Source organism: Microbacterium sp. R1, from assembly GCF_015159725.1.
GTDB lineage: Bacteria > Actinomycetota > Actinomycetes > Actinomycetales > Microbacteriaceae > Microbacterium > Microbacterium oxydans.
Window position 1 is genome coordinate 1 of sequence record NZ_JADDUD010000004.1, and the last position, 16,988, is coordinate 16,988.

Below are 16,988 nucleotides of genomic sequence, written 5' to 3' on the forward strand. Positions count from 1 at the left end.
GGGGTTGGCAATGGATGAAGTCAGCAATGAATTTGTCTCTTTGGTCAGCATCAAACTCGCTGCGTCACCGTTTTCCCGGTGGGGTATGCATTTCTTTTTTACGGAGAGTTTGATCCTGGCTCAGGATGAACGCTGGCGGCGTGCTTAACACATGCAAGTCGAACGGTGAACACGGAGCTTGCTCTGTGGGATCAGTGGCGAACGGGTGAGTAACACGTGAGCAACCTGCCCCTGACTCTGGGATAAGCGCTGGAAACGGCGTCTAATACTGGATATGTGACGTGACCGCATGGTCTGCGTCTGGAAAGAATTTCGGTTGGGGATGGGCTCGCGGCCTATCAGCTTGTTGGTGAGGTAATGGCTCACCAAGGCGTCGACGGGTAGCCGGCCTGAGAGGGTGACCGGCCACACTGGGACTGAGACACGGCCCAGACTCCTACGGGAGGCAGCAGTGGGGAATATTGCACAATGGGCGCAAGCCTGATGCAGCAACGCCGCGTGAGGGACGACGGCCTTCGGGTTGTAAACCTCTTTTAGCAGGGAAGAAGCGAAAGTGACGGTACCTGCAGAAAAAGCGCCGGCTAACTACGTGCCAGCAGCCGCGGTAATACGTAGGGCGCAAGCGTTATCCGGAATTATTGGGCGTAAAGAGCTCGTAGGCGGTTTGTCGCGTCTGCTGTGAAATCCGGAGGCTCAACCTCCGGCCTGCAGTGGGTACGGGCAGACTAGAGTGCGGTAGGGGAGATTGGAATTCCTGGTGTAGCGGTGGAATGCGCAGATATCAGGAGGAACACCGATGGCGAAGGCAGATCTCTGGGCCGTAACTGACGCTGAGGAGCGAAAGGGTGGGGAGCAAACAGGCTTAGATACCCTGGTAGTCCACCCCGTAAACGTTGGGAACTAGTTGTGGGGTCCATTCCACGGATTCCGTGACGCAGCTAACGCATTAAGTTCCCCGCCTGGGGAGTACGGCCGCAAGGCTAAAACTCAAAGGAATTGACGGGGACCCGCACAAGCGGCGGAGCATGCGGATTAATTCGATGCAACGCGAAGAACCTTACCAAGGCTTGACATATACGAGAACGGGCCAGAAATGGTCAACTCTTTGGACACTCGTAAACAGGTGGTGCATGGTTGTCGTCAGCTCGTGTCGTGAGATGTTGGGTTAAGTCCCGCAACGAGCGCAACCCTCGTTCTATGTTGCCAGCACGTAATGGTGGGAACTCATGGGATACTGCCGGGGTCAACTCGGAGGAAGGTGGGGATGACGTCAAATCATCATGCCCCTTATGTCTTGGGCTTCACGCATGCTACAATGGCCGGTACAAAGGGCTGCAATACCGCGAGGTGGAGCGAATCCCAAAAAGCCGGTCCCAGTTCGGATTGAGGTCTGCAACTCGACCTCATGAAGTCGGAGTCGCTAGTAATCGCAGATCAGCAACGCTGCGGTGAATACGTTCCCGGGTCTTGTACACACCGCCCGTCAAGTCATGAAAGTCGGTAACACCTGAAGCCGGTGGCCTAACCCTTGTGGAGGGAGCCGTCGAAGGTGGGATCGGTAATTAGGACTAAGTCGTAACAAGGTAGCCGTACCGGAAGGTGCGGCTGGATCACCTCCTTTCTAAGGAGCATCTGACACCTCAGGGTGTCCAGAACCCAGATCGAAGGCATACGTTCTTCGCTGGGAGCTCATGGGTGGAACATTTGACATGGTGCGAGGGATGTTGTTCTTCTCCAGTACGCCGCTTCGGTGGTTGGAACGGGGAGGGTGACGGATGTCGCACCTGCACGCTGTTGGGTCCTGAGGGACCGGATGCGCTTTGACCTTTCGGGGTTGGAAGCATTTGGTTACTCTGGGCCTCTTTCTGTTTCCCCCGTGTTTGTGGGGTTGTGGATTGGGGTACCGCCCGTACTTTGAGAACTACACAGTGGACGCGAGCATCTTGCAACAGCCTTCGGGTTGTTGCACAAGATGATCTTAAAGATCATTAGTCAATTTCTGATCCCGCCTTCGGGTGGGGTCGAGTTTTTGATTCAAACTCATGTGATTTCAAGTCTTTAAGAGCAAACGGTGGATGCCTTGGCATCTGGAGCCGAAGAAGGACGTAGCAATCTGCGATAAGCCTCGGGGAACTGATAAGCAAGTTTTGATCCGAGGGTGTCCGAATGGGGAAACCCCGCTGGGCGGCGTGCCGACCTAGTGACTCCCGCCTGAATATATAGGGCGGGTAGAGGGAACGTGGGGAAGTGAAACATCTCAGTACCCACAGGAAGAGAAAGCAACCGCGATTCCGTTAGTAGTGGCGAGCGAAACCGGATCAGGCTAAACCTAGCGTGTGTGATAGCCGGCAGGCGTTGCACGTTGGGGGTTGTGGGACTTTTCAGTCATCTCTGCCGAGGTGGCGGCGTTACAAGAAGGTATAGACGAACGGTCTTGAAAGGCCGGTCATAGAGGGTGCCAACCCCGTAGTCGAAATGCCTCTCTTGGCGCGAAGAGTATCCCAAGTAGCACGGGGCCCGTGAAATCCCGTGTGAATCTGTCAGGACCACCTGATAAGCCTAAATACTCCCAGATGACCGATAGCGGACAAGTACCGTGAGGGAAAGGTGAAAAGTACCCCGGGAGGGGAGTGAAATAGTACCTGAAACCGTTTGCTTACAAACCGTTGGAGCCTCCTTAGTAGGGGTGACAGCGTGCCTTTTGAAGAATGAGCCTGCGAGTTAGCGATATGTGGCGAGGTTAACCCGTGTGGGGTAGCCGTAGCGAAAGCGAGTCTGAATAGGGCGATTCAGTCGCATGTCCTAGACCCGAAGCGAAGTGATCTATCCATGGCCAGGTTGAAGCACGTGTAAGAGCGTGTGGAGGACCGAACCCACTTAGGTTGAAAACTGAGGGGATGAGCTGTGGATAGGGGTGAAAGGCCAATCAAACTTCGTGATAGCTGGTTCTCTCCGAAATGCATTTAGGTGCAGCGTTGCGTGTTTCTTGCCGGAGGTAGAGCTACTGGATGGCCGATGGGCCCTACAAGGTTACTGACGTCAGCCAAACTCCGAATGCCGGTAAGTGAGAGCGCAGCAGTGAGACTGTGGGGGATAAGCTTCATAGTCGAGAGGGAAACAACCCAGACCACCAACTAAGGTCCCAAAGCGCGTGCTAAGTGGGAAAGGATGTGGAGTTGCTGTGACAACCAGGAGGTTGGCTTAGAAGCAGCCACCCTTGAAAGAGTGCGTAATAGCTCACTGGTCAAGTGATTCCGCGCCGACAATGTAACGGGGCTCAAGCACGCCACCGAAGTTGTGGCATTGACATTATTGGTAGGCCTTCGTGGTCCAGCCGTGTTGATGGGTAGGAGAGCGTCGTGTGGCCAGCGAAGCGGCGGTGTAAACCAGCCGTGGAGGCTACACGAGTGAGAATGCAGGCATGAGTAGCGAATGACGTGTGAGAAACACGTCCTCCGAAAGACCAAGGGTTCCAGGGTCAAGCTAATCTTCCCTGGGTAAGTCGGGACCTAAGGCGAGGCCGACAGGCGTAGTCGATGGACAACGGGTTGATATTCCCGTACCGGCGAAGAACCGCCCAAGCTAATCCAGTAGTGCTAAGTGTCTGAATCCCAGTGACTGATCCCTTCGGGGTGACGCTCTGGGCCTAGCGCACGACCCCATTCTGGTGCGGTTAGCGTATTAACAGGTGTGACGCAGGAAGGTAGCCCAAGCCAGGCGATGGTTGTCCTGGTGCAAGTGCGTAGGCCGAGTCGTAGGCAAATCCGCGATTCACATAGGCTGAGACACGATGCGGATAAAAAGTGGGTGATCCTATGCTGCCAAGAAAAGCATCGACGCGAGGTTCTAGCCGCCCGTACCCCAAACCGACTCAGGTGGTCAGGTAGAGAATACCAAGGAGATCGAGAGAATCGTGGTTAAGGAACTCGGCAAAATGCCCCCGTAACTTCGGGAGAAGGGGGGCCATCCACTTATACGGATTTACTCCGAAAAGGGTGTGGTGGCCGCAGAGACTAGTGGGTAGCGACTGTTTACTAAAAACACAGGTCCGTGCCAAGTCGCAAGACGATGTATACGGACTGACGCCTGCCCGGTGCTGGAAGGTTAAGAGGACCGGTTAGCCGCAAGGCGAAGCTGAGAATTTAAGCCCCAGTAAACGGCGGTGGTAACTATAACCATCCTAAGGTAGCGAAATTCCTTGTCGGGTAAGTTCCGACCTGCACGAATGGCGTAACGACTTCCCAACTGTCTCAACCGCGAACTCGGCGAAATTGCATTACGAGTAAAGATGCTCGTTACGCGCAGCAGGACGGAAAGACCCCGTGACCTTTACTACAGCTTGGTATTGGTGTTCGGTGTGGCTTGTGTAGGATAGGTGGGAGACTTTGAAGCATGGACGCTAGTTCGTGTGGAGTCATTGTTGAAATACCACTCTGGTCACTCTGGATATCTAACTTCGAACCGTAATCCGGTTCAGGGACAGTGCCTGGTGGGTAGTTTAACTGGGGCGGTTGCCTCCCAAAAAGTAACGGAGGCGCCCAAAGGTTCCCTCAACCTGGTTGGCAATCAGGTGTCGAGTGTAAGTGCACAAGGGAGCTTGACTGTGAGACTGACAGGTCGAGCAGGGACGAAAGTCGGGACTAGTGATCCGGCAGTGGCTTGTGGAAGCGCTGTCGCTCAACGGATAAAAGGTACCTCGGGGATAACAGGCTGATCTTGCCCAAGAGTCCATATCGACGGCATGGTTTGGCACCTCGATGTCGGCTCGTCGCATCCTGGGGCTGGAGTAGGTCCCAAGGGTTGGGCTGTTCGCCCATTAAAGCGGTACGCGAGCTGGGTTTAGAACGTCGTGAGACAGTTCGGTCCCTATCCGCTGCGCGCGTAGGAAATTTGAGAGGATCTGACCCTAGTACGAGAGGACCGGGTTGGACGAACCTCTGGTGTGTCAGTTGTTCCGCCAGGAGCACCGCTGATTAGCTACGTTCGGGATGGATAACCGCTGAAAGCATCTAAGCGGGAAGCCGGCCTCAAGATGAGATTTCCATACCTTCGGGTGAGAGGCTCCCAGCCAGACTACTGGGTTGATAGGCCAGATGTGGAAGTGCAGTAATGCATGCAGCTGACTGGTACTAATAAGCCGATGACTTGATAACACACCGTTTGTTGGTGCTACGCGTCCACTGAGTGGTTCTCGATGTACGGTCGAGAACCGCATAACAACAATGACTTTGTTATGTGTTTGATTGAAACATCAATAGTGTTTCGGCGGCCATAGCGTGAGGGAAACGCCCGGTTACATTCCGAACCCGGAAGCTAAGCCTCACAGCGCCGATGGTACTGCAGGGGGGACCCTGTGGGAGAGTAGGACACCGCCGGACTCCTTTTAAGCACGAAGAGCCATCCCTCGCGGGGTGGCTCTTCTGCGTTAACGCGACCGTGGCCGCACGGCTCAGCGCTTCAAGCGCGCCTCGAGCATGGCGGCGCACTCCCGCACAACGGCAGCGAGCAGCTCCTCATCAAGATCCGCACGGCCCCACGTCACCGCCACCGCTGCAACAGGCCAGCCCGCGGCATCGAGGACCGCGGCGCCCACACTGCGCAGTCCGTCCGCGATCTCACTGTTCTCTGTCGCATACCCCCGTGCCCGGACATCCCGGAGAAGCTCACGCAGTTCGCGGGGTGTCCGCGGGCCGAGGCCGGTGCGGTCGGGGAATGCCGAGACGTCCGGGTAGAGCGCCCGCACCTGTTCCCGGGGGAGCGCTGCCAGCATCGCGCGGCCCGAAGCCGTGAGGTGCGCCGGAAGACGCACGCCCACGTCCGTCACCAACGCGGGCCTCCGAGGTGCGCGTTCCTCGACGATGTACAGCACGTCCCCGCCACTCATCACCGCCAGGTGCGCGCTCTCCCCCAGCCGGTCCGAAAGAGCAGCCACCAAAGGTCGGCCTCGTCGCGCCAGGGGCTGTTGCCGGGTGTACCCGCCGGCGAGCTCGAAAGCCGAAGTACCCAGCCCCCAGCGTCTCTCTTCGCGCAGGTGCAGCACGAAGCCGTGAGCGGCCAAGGTGGTCAGCAGGTGATAGACCGTCGACCGCGGCAGCTCGAGCTCGCGCGCGATCGCCGACGCCGCCACGGGGGCCGGCCGTCCGGCGAGATAGCTCAGGATGCGGAGCGTGTTCTCCGCCGCAGGCACCTGCGCGGTCGGCGCGTCGGACACCGGGACGTCCGCCACCCGTGCCTGCGTCCCCGGTGCCTGAGCGCTCATCGTTTTGTCTGGGATCACAGACAAAGCATCGCACGAACGGGTGTCTCACACGACGCGTCGGGTGTGGAATCGAACCATGACCGAACTCGCCCCCGTGCTGGTCGGAGCGGCCCCGCTGTCGCTCGCCGATGTCGTCGCCGTCGTCCGTCACGATGCCCCCGTGCAGCTCGACGCCGAAGCCCTCGCCCGCGTCGCCGACACCCGCCGTGTGATCGACGGCCTCGCCGCCGACCCGAACCCGCACTACGGTGTCTCCACCGGATTCGGTGCTCTGGCGACCACCTTCATCGCCCCCGACCGTCGCCTGCAGCTGCAGGCCAGTCTGATCCGCTCGCACGCCGCGGGCACCGGCGCCGAGGTCGAGCGCGAGGTCGTCCGCGGACTCCAGTTGCTGCGCCTGCAGACCCTCGCTTCCGGGCGAACCGGCGTGCGCCCGGTCGTGGTCGAGACCTACGCCGCCCTGCTCAACGAGGGCATCACCCCCGTCGTGCGCGAGTACGGCTCGCTCGGTTGCTCGGGCGACCTGGCCCCTCTCGCGCACATCGCCCTGGCCGCGATGGGCGAAGGCGACGTGCGTGACGCATCCGGCGCACTGGTTCCCGCAGCCGAGGCACTGGTCGCCGCGGGCATCGAGCCGCTCACCCTCGTCGAGAAGGAGGGGCTCGCGCTCATCAACGGCACCGACGGCATGCTGGGCATGCTGGTGCTCGCACTCCACGACCTCGAGACGCTCCTGCTCACCGCCGACATCGCCGCGGCCATGTCGGTCGAGTCGCAGCTCGGCACCGACGCCGTGTTCGCCGCTGACCTGATGGCCCTCCGCGCACAGACGGGCCAGGCCGAGTCCGCGGCCAATCTCCGCGCCTTCCTCGGCGACTCCCCCATGGTCGCGAGCCACATGGGCCCGGATGACGGCCGCGTGCAGGACGCCTACTCGCTGCGCTGCTCGCCCCAGGTGCACGGCGCCGCCCGCGACACCCTCGCCCACGCGACGCTGATCGCCGGACGCGAGCTCGCCAGCGTGATCGACAACCCCGTCATCACCTTCGACGGGCGCATCGAGTCGAACGGCAACTTCCACGGGGCTCCGGTCGCCGCTGTGCTCGACTTCCTCGCGATCTCGGTCGCCGACGTCGCCTCGGTCTCCGAGCGTCGCACCGACCGCGCACTCGACCCGGCCCGCAGCCACGGACTCCCGCCGTTCCTCGCGGACGAGGTCGGCGTCGACTCCGGCCTCATGATCGCGCAGTACGCGGCAGCCGGCATCGTCTCCGAGCTCAAGCGTCTCGCCGTCCCCGCCTCGGTCGACTCGATCCCGTCGTCCGCCATGCAGGAGGACCACGTGTCGATGGGATGGGCCGCCGCCCGCAAGCTGCGCCGCGCGATCGACGGCCTCGGCCGCGTGCTCGCCATCGAGATCCTCACCGGCGCCCGCGCCCTCGATCTGCGCGCGCCGTTGCAGGCGGGGCCCGCGACCGGAGCCGTTCGTGACCTGGTCCGCACCGTCGCCGCAGGTCCTGGACCCGACCGCTTCCTGTCCCCGGACATGGAAGCCGTCACCGCCCTCGTCCAGTCGGGCGACGTCGCCCGCATCGCAAAGGAGCACACTCATGGCTGAGAACGTCTCATCAGAAAGCACCGCTTCCGGATCGCGAGTCGTCCGCGCTGCCCGTGGCAACCAGCGCACCGCGAAGAGCTGGGGCGCCGAAGCCGCCAAGCGCATGCTCATGAACAACCTCGACCCCGAGGTCGCCGAGCACCCGGAAGACCTGGTCGTCTACGGCGGCACGGGCAAGGCCGCCCGCAGCTGGGAGGCCTACGACGCGATCGTGCGCACCCTCGACGAGCTCGAACCGGACGAGACCCTGCTCGTGCAGTCGGGCAAGCCGGTCGGCGTGTTCCGCACCCACGAGTGGGCCCCGCGCGTGCTCATCGCCAACTCGAACCTGGTCGGCGACTGGGCGACGTGGCCCGAGTTCCGCAAGCTCGAAGAGCTGGGACTCATCATGTACGGGCAGATGACCGCCGGCTCGTGGATCTACATCGGCACGCAGGGCATCCTGCAGGGCACGTACGAGACCTTCGCCGCCGTGGCCCGCTCGCTCGGCCGCGACTCGCTGCGCGGCACCCTGACCCTCACCGGCGGCGCCGGGGGAATGGGCGGCGCTCAGCCGCTCGCGGTGACCCTGAACGACGGGGCGGTTCTGATCGTCGACGTCGACGAGTCGCGCCTCGCTCGCCGCGTGGAACACGGCTACCTCGACGAGTACACGACCGATCTCGACGCGGCCGTCGCCCGCGTGGTCGCCGCCAAGGACGCCGGGGAGGCCCTCTCGGTCGGTGTCGTCGGCAACGCGGCCGAGGTGTTCCCCGAGCTGCTGCGCCGCGGGGTGCCGATCGACATCGTGACCGACCAGACCAGCGCCCACGACCCGCTCGCCTACCTCCCGCTCGGCACCTCGGTGGCGGACTGGAAGGCCGAGGCCGAGCGCGACCCGGAGGACTTCACCCGCCGCTCCCGCGCATCGATGGCAGCGCACGTGGAGGCGATGGTCGCGTTCCAGGACGCGGGCGCCGCGGTGTTCGACTACGGCAACTCGATCCGCGCCGAAGCGCAGCTGGGCGGGTTCGACCGGGCATTCGAGTTCCCCGGATTCGTGCCGGCCTACATTCGCCCGCAGTTCGAAGAGGGACGAGGGCCGTTCCGCTGGGCTGCGCTCTCGGGTGACCCGGAAGACATCTACAAGACCGACCGGGCGATCGCCGAGCTCTTCCCCGAAGACGCCGCCCTGCACCGCTGGCTCGAGAAAGCCGGGGAGAAGGTGCACTTCGAAGGGCTTCCCGCCCGCATCTGCTGGCTCGGCTACAAGGAGCGCCACCTCGCCGGACTCAAGTTCAACGAGATGGTCGCTTCGGGCGAGCTCTCGGCTCCTATCGTGATCGGTCGCGATCACCTCGACTCCGGCTCGGTCGCCTCGCCCTACCGCGAGACCGAGGCGATGAAGGACGGCTCCGACGCCATCGCCGACTGGCCCCTGCTGAACGCCCTGCTCAACACGGCGTCCGGTGCCTCCTGGGTGTCGCTGCACCACGGCGGCGGCGTCGGCATCGGCCGCTCGATCCACGCCGGTCAGGTGACGGTGGCCGACGGTTCTGACCTCGCCGCCCAGAAGCTGGAGCGCGTGCTGACGAACGACCCCGGCACCGGTGTGATGCGCCACGTCGACGCCGGCTACGAGCACGCCCGCGAGGTCGCCCGCGAGCGCGGCCTGAACGTGCCGATGCTCTGAGAGGGTGAGGACATGTCGACGCTCATCACGAACATCGCGGAACTGACGACGAACGTCGCGACAGCTGATGACCGCACCGGGACGCTGGCCGACGCAGCGGTGCTGATCGAGGGCGAGCGAATCGCCTGGGTGGGTGCCGCAGCAGAGGCACCGGAAGCCGACGAGGTCGTGGACGCCGCCGGGCGTGCGATGATTCCCGGATTCGTCGACAGCCACAGCCACCTCGTCTTCGGGGGCGACCGCGCCGTCGAGTTCGAGGCGCGCATGGCGGGGCAGAAGTACGCGGCCGGCGGCATCCGCTCGACCGTCGCGGCCACCCGCGCCGCGAGCGACGACGAGCTGCGCGCGCGACTGCGCGGCTTCCTCGACGAGATGCTCGCGCAGGGCACGACGACCGTCGAGATCAAGAGCGGCTACGGCCTGAGCGTCGCCGACGAGGAGCGACTGGTGCGCCTGGCGGCAGAGGTGACGCCCGAGGTGACCTTCCTCGGCGCACACGTCGTGCCCGCCGAGTACGCCGACCGCTCGGACGAGTACGTCGACCTGGTGACCGGGCCCATGCTCGATGCGTGCGCCCCGCGCTCGAAGTGGATCGACGTGTTCTGCGAGACCGGCGCCTTCACGGTCGCGCAGTCGCGGCGGGTACTGGAAGCCGGCATCGCGCGCGGACTCGCCCCCCGCGTGCATGCGAGCCAGCTCGGTCCAGGAGAGGGCGTGCGTCTGGCCGTCGAGCTCGGTGCGGCCTCGATCGACCACGGCACCTATCTGACGGACGCCGACATCGACGCGATCGCCGGCTCCGACACCGTGCTCACCCTGCTGCCGGGGGTGGAGTTCTCGACGCGGCAGCCGTATCCGAACGCTCGACGCCTGATCGACGCCGGAGTGACCGTGGCGCTGGCCTGCGACACGAACCCGGGGTCGAGCTTCACCTCGTCGATGCCGTTCTGCATCGCCGTGGCCGTGCGCGACATGGGGATGACCCCGGCCGAGGCCGTCTGGGCCGCGACGGCGGGCGGGGCGAAGGCACTGCGCCGCGAAGACGTCGGCGTGATCGCGTCCGGGGCCAGAGCCGACCTCGTGCTGCTGAAGGCGCCGACCCGCATCCACCTCGCCTATCGGCCGGGCGTTCCGCTCGTCGACACCGTCTGGAAGGACGGACGAGCGATCGACTGAGGCCGCGGGCGCTCAGCCGATCGCTCGTCCGATCCGTCCGGGTCAGCCCAGGGCTTGCGTCACGACGACGGCCGCGGCCGCCGACCACGCTTGCGGGCGGCACGCGGCGGGGTAGGGAAGGGGCGCGCCTCCGGGCACGCGCGCATCGCCTGCGTGCAGCTCGGGCACGCGGTAGCCGAACCCCTCCGCCAGGTCGAGCAACTGCTCGGCGACCACGCGTGCTTCGGCATCGAGCCCGGCGCGGATCATGCCGTGCACGGCGATCGCGGTGTCGTGCGCCCACACGCTGCCACCGTGATAGCTGAGCGGCCAGTATCCGGCAGCGTCGGTCGACATGGTGCGGATGCCGTAGCCGCTCGACATGCTCGGCGCGGTCAGCAGCGCGGCGCAGGCCCGCTCCTCCTCGGGGTCGAGGATGCCGGTGCCGATCAGGTGTCCGATGTTGCTGGTGAGGGTGTCGACCGGGGCGCCGTGGGCGTCGAGGGCGATCGCGGGGTAGCGGCCCTCTGGCGTGGTGATCCAGTACGCAGCGCGGAAACGTTCGCGCAGGTCGGCAGCCCACGCCCGCAGCTCAGCGCCGCCGGGTTCGCCGAACGTGTCGAGCAGATCCGCGCCGCGCACAGCAGCCTCGTACGCATAGCCCTGCACCTCGCTGAGCGCGATGGGGCCCTCGGCCAAGCGCCCGTCGCGCCACTGGATCGAGTCGCCGGAGTCCTTCCAGCCCTGGTTCGCGAGTCCGTGGCCCGACTCGTCCGCATAGTCGATGAAGCCGCTGCCCGAGGCATCGCCGTGCACCGTCATCCAGGTCAACGCGGCGCGAAGTGCCGGGAGCAGTGCCCGCACCTCTCGCTCGGGCATGCCCTCGGCGTGGGCGTCGGCGAGCAGACAGATCCAGAGCGGGGTCGCATCCACCGTGCCGTAGTAGAGCGGCGGCAGGTGCACGCCCTCGTTCGGCAACGACAGGGCGCCGCTGCGCAGCTCATGCGCGATCTTGCCCGGAGCCTCGGCCGTCGAGGCGTCGTGCCCGGTGCCCTGGAGCCGGGCCAGCACCCGCAGCGTCGAGGCCGCCATGTCGGGGTCGACCGCGAGGGCGAGGCGGGCTGCCCAGAGCGAGTCCCGACCGAAGAGAGTGAAGAACCAGGGGGCTCCTGCGGCGTAGAACGCGTCGTCCGGATGGTCGGGCAGCGCGAGGCGGAGCGCAGAGAGGTCGGCGGTCGCCTGCGCCATCCAGCGGGCAGCGCGCGAATCCGCGGGGACGGCGGGCTGCGGAGCCCGCGACGGACGGGCAGCGGTGACGACGAGCGTCGGGTCGTCGAGGTCGACCGCCCAGCCGAGGGCGACGGATCCGCGTGGCGGCACCACCGCATCCCACCGCAGCACCAGGGCCTCCCCGTCCTGCGTCACCGCGGCTTCGGGAGCGGTGAGCGTGAACGACGCCTCGCCTGCACGGCAGATGGATCCGTCCCAGCTCCACGTCGCCTCGGTACCCAGCCCCGCCTTGACCTCCTGCATCGGCGCGAAGTCCGGGAGCACCCGCACTGTCACCGCTGCGGCGACCGGTGCGTCGAGGTGGGAGGTGATCGTGATCCGCTCCGAGAACGCACCGGCGGCGACCCGGCGATCACGGTCCATCCGCACCTTCGGGTCGGCCGATTCGTCGTCGAGCCCGCGCAGCAGGTCGGTCAGCACCGTCTGCTGCGGCACCGCCGACACGCACCCGATGGACTCGAGCGCGGTGCCGTCGACGGTGATCTCGATGCTCCGGATGTGCCGGACGTCGCCGTGGTAGATCCCGTGGATCGGTGCGGTACCCATGCGGCCGATGTCGTCGGACCAGGCCTGGGTCGGCGCCTCGAGCATGATCACGGCGTCGTCCAGCAGCGGCTGGAGGGGCGGGGTGGGGGTCATTCCTTGACGGCTCCTTCTGTGGAGTTCATGATGCGGCGCTGGAAGACGAAGAACATCACGGCGACGGGGATCGTCATGATGAGCGCGGCCGCCAGCTTGAGCGGATACTGGGTGCCCTGGCTGAGTCCACCGCTGGCGAGGGACGCGACGCCCTTGGTCAGGGTGGTCAGGGCAGGGTCGTTGGTCGACACGATGAAGTGGCTGAGCTCGTTCCAGGAACCCTGGAACGACAGGATCACGATCGTCACGAGCGCGGGCGTCGCCATCGGCAGCACCACCGACCAGAACAGTCGGAACGTGCCGGCGCCGTCGATGCGCGCCTGCTCCTCGACCGACTCGGGGATGGACTCGAAGAAGTTCTTCATGATGAACACCCCTGCCGCATCGACGAGCAGCGGCAGGATCATCCCGGCGTAGGAGTTGAAGATGCCGAGCTGGTTGATCACGAGGAACTTGGGGATGAGCAGCACCACGGTGGGAACCGACATCACCGCCACGAGTGCCGCGAAGACGACACCGCGTCCACGGAAGCGCAGTCGGGCGAGTGCGTACCCGGCGAGCGAGTTGAAGAACACCCGGCCCGCGGTGACGAAGATCGTCACGATCGCGCTGTTCACGAACCACGACGGGAAGTCGGAGTTGCGGAACAGGCGCTCGTACGCCGCGAACGTCCAGACGTCGGGGATCAGCGTGATCCCGCTGGACGCGGCATCCTCATCGGTCTTGAAGCTCGTCGCGACCTGGATCAGGAACGGGTAGATGTAGATGATCGCGAGGATGATCAACAGCGCGTAGAGGGCGATCTGCCAGGTCAGCTGCTTCGACGAGAGCCGTCTCATGACGATGCTCCCTTCGACGACTGGTACGCGCGGATGCGACGCTTCGACACCGGCCGGTCGCGCAGCACCCAGCGCTGCAGGAGCGTGAAGATCACGATGATGACGAACAGGATGAACGCGATCGCCGCACCCTGCCCCCACTCCTGGTTCTGGAACGCGGTCTGGTACGAGAGGTAGGCGGGGGTGAGCGTGGTCTTGCTCGGCGCACCCCGCGTGCCCGTGTAGATCTGGTCGAACACCTGCCAGCAGCCGATGAGGCCGAGGGTCAGCACGGTGAACAGGGTCGGGCGCAGCTGCGGGAGCGTGATGCGCCAGAAGCGCTGCCAGCCGTTCGCGCCGTCCATCATGGCCGCTTCATCGACGTCGGCGCCGAGGTTCTGCAGACCGGCGAGGAAGATGAGCATGAACGTGCCGGAGGTCGTGAAGATGGCCATCAGGATGTACGCGCTCATCGCGACGGACGGACCGGCGAGCCACTCCCACCACGACACTCCGAGTGTGCCGCCCTGGGTGAGCGCCGCGGGACCGGCATCGACGCCGACCGTGCCGAGTGCCAGATGCAGGATGCCGCGCGGATCGTTGAACCAGTTGGGCCCGTTGATGCCGAACCAGGAGAGCACGTCGTTGACGGCGCCGCTGGAGGTGAAGAGGAACATCCACAGCACCGTGATCGCGACGGTGCTGGTCACGGAGGGGAAGTAGTAGGCGGTGCGGAAGAAGCCGCGGCCGCGGAGCATGGCGCGGTTGACGAGGATCGCGAGGAACAGGGCGAGCGCGGTCTGCAGCGGGACCACGAGCAGCACGTACCAGGCGTTGTTGCGCAGTGCGGTGCCGAAGTCCTTGGTCGCGAGACCGCCGTCGGTGAGGACGGCCGAGAAGTTGTCGGCGCCGACGAACGAGACCGATCCGGAGAGGGGGCTGCCGCGGCCGCCCCAGTCGGAGACGCTCACCCACAGCGCCATGAGCACCGGGATGAGGAGGAAGACACCGAGGATCACGATCACCGGCGCCGTGAACAGCCATCCGGCTGCCGCCTCGCCGCGGCGGAGCCCGGAGGCCCCACCGCGGCGAGACGCTGCCTTGACCGCCATGGTTACTCGACGACCGCTTCGAGGTTCGACTGCACGGAGTCGAGGATCGTCTTCGGGTCGGCTGTCTTCAGCGACTCGAGCTGCGAGTTGAAGTCGGCGATCACGTCGGCGGTGCCGGCCTGGTTCGGGGGGAACTGGGCATAATCCGCACCGGCGAGGAACGGGGCGAGCTCGGGGTTCGCGGCGGTCCACTCGTCGGCGGCCGACTTGATCGACGGCATCGGGCCGAACGCCTTCGAGAACGCCAGCTGGCTGTCGGCGCTCGTCAGGTACTCGACCAGTTCGAGGGCGGCCTGCTGGTTCGGGCTGTCGGCAGCCATGCCCCAGCAGTTCGTGAACTGCAGCGTGCCCTTGCCGCCCGCGCCCTCGGGGAGCTCGGCGACCGTGTACTCGAGGCTGCTGTAGTCGTTCGACAGCGCTCCGGTGATCCAGTTGCCCTCGATGACCATCGCGGCGGACTGCTTGCCCAGGGCCTCGCCGCCCCAGCCGCCCCCGACGTCCTTGGCGTAGGCGAAGGTGCCGTCGACCAGGTGCGACTTCACGTAGTCGAGGGCCTCGACGTTGGCGGCGTCGTCGGCGATGACCGTGCCGTCGTCGACGAGACCGCCACCGGCCTGGGCCATGAAGACGCCGACGCGCTGGTACTCGGCGCCGAAGGCCAGGCCCACGTGATCGGCGGTCGTGAGCTTCTGCGCCACGGCGGAGAGGTCGTCCCAGGTCTTCGGGAGGTCGGCGTCGGTGAGGCCGGCGTCGGTCCACATCTGCGTGTTGATGATGAGCGACAGCGTCGAGAAGTCCTTGGGTGCGCAGTAGAACGTGCCGTCGACCGTGAAGTTCTCGACGAGCGACGGGTAGAAGTCGTCCTTGTTGGAGAGCTGGTCGCCGTAGGCCTTGAGCGATCCGTTCGCGGCGTAGCCGGAGGCCTGGTCGGTGGAGAGGTAGAACAGGTCGGCGGGGTCGCCGGCGGCGAAGCCCTGCGACAGCTCCTGGTCGAGGTTGCTCGCGGTCTGCAGCTTCACCTTCGTGCCGGACTCGGCCGACCACGCGTCGACAGCCGACTGCACGGCCGCGGTCTCGGCGTCGCCGGAGGAGCCGATCAGCACCGTGAGCGCGTCGTCGGAGGAGGTGAGCCCCTCGCCGTCGGCCTTGGTGTCGTCTCCGGCGAAACCGGAGCCGCAGCCGGTGAGCACGAGCGCGCTCGTGAGCAGCACCGCCCCGGTGCCGAGGACTGCGCGAGTGGTGTGCCGTGTCATGGTCTCTCTCCTTTGATGAGTCACTGCGGGTTCGATGGATCTCTGGCGACGGTCTCGGGAGGACCGTGCGGGATTAGCGCAGAAATTTGAACGATCAAACTCTGCGTGGAATAGGCTAAGCGGGAGTCGCGGGAAGTGTCAACCCGGACACGGATGAGGAGGTGCGATGGCGAAGGCGCCGACCGTCGAAGACGTCGCCGAGCGCGCTGGCGTCTCGCGGCAGACCGTCTCGAACGTGCTCAACACCCCGGACATCGTCCGCCCGGCGACCAGGGAGCGCGTCCTCACGGCGATCCACGACCTCGGCTATCGCCGCCATGCGGCCGCCCGACGACTGCGGCTGCGACGCAGCTCGACCATCGGGATCCGTCTCGATCCGTATCTCGGTGGCATCTCGGGTGTCGTGCTCGACCGTTTCGTGCACGCCGTCACCGAGCGGGCGAGCGAGCGCGGCATGCGCATGCTCGTCTACGCCGCACGTACGCGGGAAGAGGAGATCCAGCGGCTGTCGGAGCTGTGGGAGGGGTCGGAGATCGACGCCGCGATCATCACCGGCACCTCGCGCGACGATCCGCGCGTGCGCAGCCTCGACCAGGACGGACTGCCCTTCATCTCGTTCGGCCGACCGTGGGGTGAAGACGACATCGCCGATCCGCGCCACCTCTGGGTCGACGTCGACGGCGCCGCGGGAACACGGGCGGCGACCGAGCACGCACTGACGCACGGCCGACGGGTGGCGTTCCTCGGATGGCCGACGGGCTCGGGAACCGGCGACGACCGTGAGCGCGGCTGGCGTGAGGCCATGGCTGCGGCCGGAGCGCAGGGCGAACGGCTCACCGCGGAGGAGGGGGTTCCCCTCGGGCGTGCCTGTGTCGACGCGGCGCTCGCCGCGGGGCATGTGCCCGACGCTCTCGTCTGCGCCAGCGACTCACTCGCGGTCGGTGCGCTGCTGGCTGTCGCCGCTGCCGGACTCTCACTTCCCGTGATCGGCTTCGACAACACGCCGACGGCCGAGGCGCTGGGCTTCTCGAGCGTCGAGCAACGGCCCGAGGATGTGGCGACGGCCGTCCTCGAACTCCTCATGGGCCCGACGGGGGAGATCGTCGCCCCGCGCACCCTTCAGGCCGGCTCTGCGCACGCGCTGATCACGCCCGAGCTCGTCGTGCGCTGAC

9 protein-coding genes and 3 rRNA genes are annotated in these 16,988 nt (G+C 65.2%); 7 read left to right on the plus strand and 5 right to left on the minus strand.

The genetic code is table 11. From position 1 onward, the window contains the following. Positions 1–97 precede the first annotated feature (97 nt). The 3 genes from ILP86_RS15350 (at position 98) to rrf (ending at position 5,378) form a co-directional block, all read left to right on the plus strand. Positions 98–1,621 (plus strand): 16S ribosomal RNA (locus tag ILP86_RS15350). A gap of 427 nt (positions 1,622–2,048) precedes the next feature. Further along, a 23S ribosomal RNA gene (locus tag ILP86_RS15355) occupies positions 2,049–5,153 on the plus strand. A 108-nt stretch (positions 5,154–5,261) separates the two neighbouring features. After that, a 5S ribosomal RNA gene (rrf, locus tag ILP86_RS15360) occupies positions 5,262–5,378 on the plus strand. Together the 16S, 23S and 5S rRNA genes form the textbook arrangement of a ribosomal RNA operon. 71 nt (positions 5,379–5,449) lie before the next feature. Here the strand turns inward: rrf and ILP86_RS15365 are convergent. Continuing rightward, positions 5,450–6,259: an IclR family transcriptional regulator gene (locus ILP86_RS15365; RefSeq protein ID WP_227751320.1), complete on the minus strand. Its 810-nt coding sequence runs from the start codon at positions 6,257–6,259 to the stop codon at positions 5,450–5,452. 76 nt (positions 6,260–6,335) lie between these two features. Here ILP86_RS15365 and hutH point away from each other — a divergent pair, with 76 nt between their 5' ends. The 3 genes from hutH to hutI are packed head-to-tail and all read left to right on the plus strand — an operon-like array spanning position 6,336 to position 10,725. Continuing rightward, on the plus strand, positions 6,336–7,877 hold the full coding sequence (gene hutH, locus ILP86_RS15370) for a histidine ammonia-lyase (protein WP_193762366.1): 1,542 nt from the start codon (positions 6,336–6,338) through the stop codon (positions 7,875–7,877). Further along, positions 7,870–9,549: a urocanate hydratase gene (gene hutU / locus ILP86_RS15375; protein WP_193762367.1), complete on the plus strand. Its 1,680-nt coding sequence runs from the start codon at positions 7,870–7,872 to the stop codon at positions 9,547–9,549. The genes hutH and hutU overlap by 8 nt, the downstream gene beginning before the upstream one ends. A 12-nt stretch (positions 9,550–9,561) precedes the next feature. Beyond that, positions 9,562–10,725 carry an imidazolonepropionase gene (gene hutI, locus ILP86_RS15380; RefSeq protein ID WP_193762368.1) on the plus strand — a complete coding sequence of 388 codons (1,164 nt, stop codon included), beginning with the start codon at positions 9,562–9,564 and terminating at the stop codon, positions 10,723–10,725. A 42-nt stretch (positions 10,726–10,767) separates the two neighbouring features. Here the strand turns inward: hutI and ILP86_RS15385 are convergent, their stop codons facing one another. Genes ILP86_RS15385 through ILP86_RS15400 form a run of 4 tightly spaced genes read right to left on the minus strand, consistent with a single transcriptional unit; the run spans position 10,768 to position 15,816 of the window. After that, complete coding sequence (locus ILP86_RS15385) at positions 10,768–12,633, minus strand: glycogen debranching N-terminal domain-containing protein (RefSeq protein WP_193762369.1); 1,866 nt, start codon at positions 12,631–12,633, stop codon at positions 10,768–10,770. After that, complete coding sequence (locus tag ILP86_RS15390; protein WP_113680247.1) at positions 12,630–13,472, minus strand: carbohydrate ABC transporter permease; 843 nt, start codon at positions 13,470–13,472, stop codon at positions 12,630–12,632. Before ILP86_RS15390 ends, ILP86_RS15385 begins: the two co-directional genes overlap by 4 nt. Then, positions 13,469–14,563, minus strand: a complete 1,095-nt coding sequence (locus tag ILP86_RS15395; protein WP_045262335.1) for a carbohydrate ABC transporter permease — start codon at positions 14,561–14,563, stop codon at positions 13,469–13,471. Before ILP86_RS15395 ends, ILP86_RS15390 begins: the two co-directional genes overlap by 4 nt. Positions 14,564–14,565: 2 nt before the next feature. Further along, entirely contained in the window at positions 14,566–15,816 is a 1,251-nt protein-coding gene (locus ILP86_RS15400; RefSeq protein ID WP_193762370.1) for an extracellular solute-binding protein, read from the minus strand. Positions 15,817–15,982: 166 nt separating this feature from the next. Here ILP86_RS15400 and ILP86_RS15405 point away from each other — a divergent pair, with 166 nt between their 5' ends. Beyond that, positions 15,983–16,987 (plus strand): LacI family DNA-binding transcriptional regulator, encoded by a 1,005-nt coding sequence (locus ILP86_RS15405; RefSeq protein WP_127011588.1) that lies wholly within the window; start codon positions 15,983–15,985, stop codon positions 16,985–16,987. The last annotated feature ends 1 nt before the right edge of the window (position 16,988 follow it).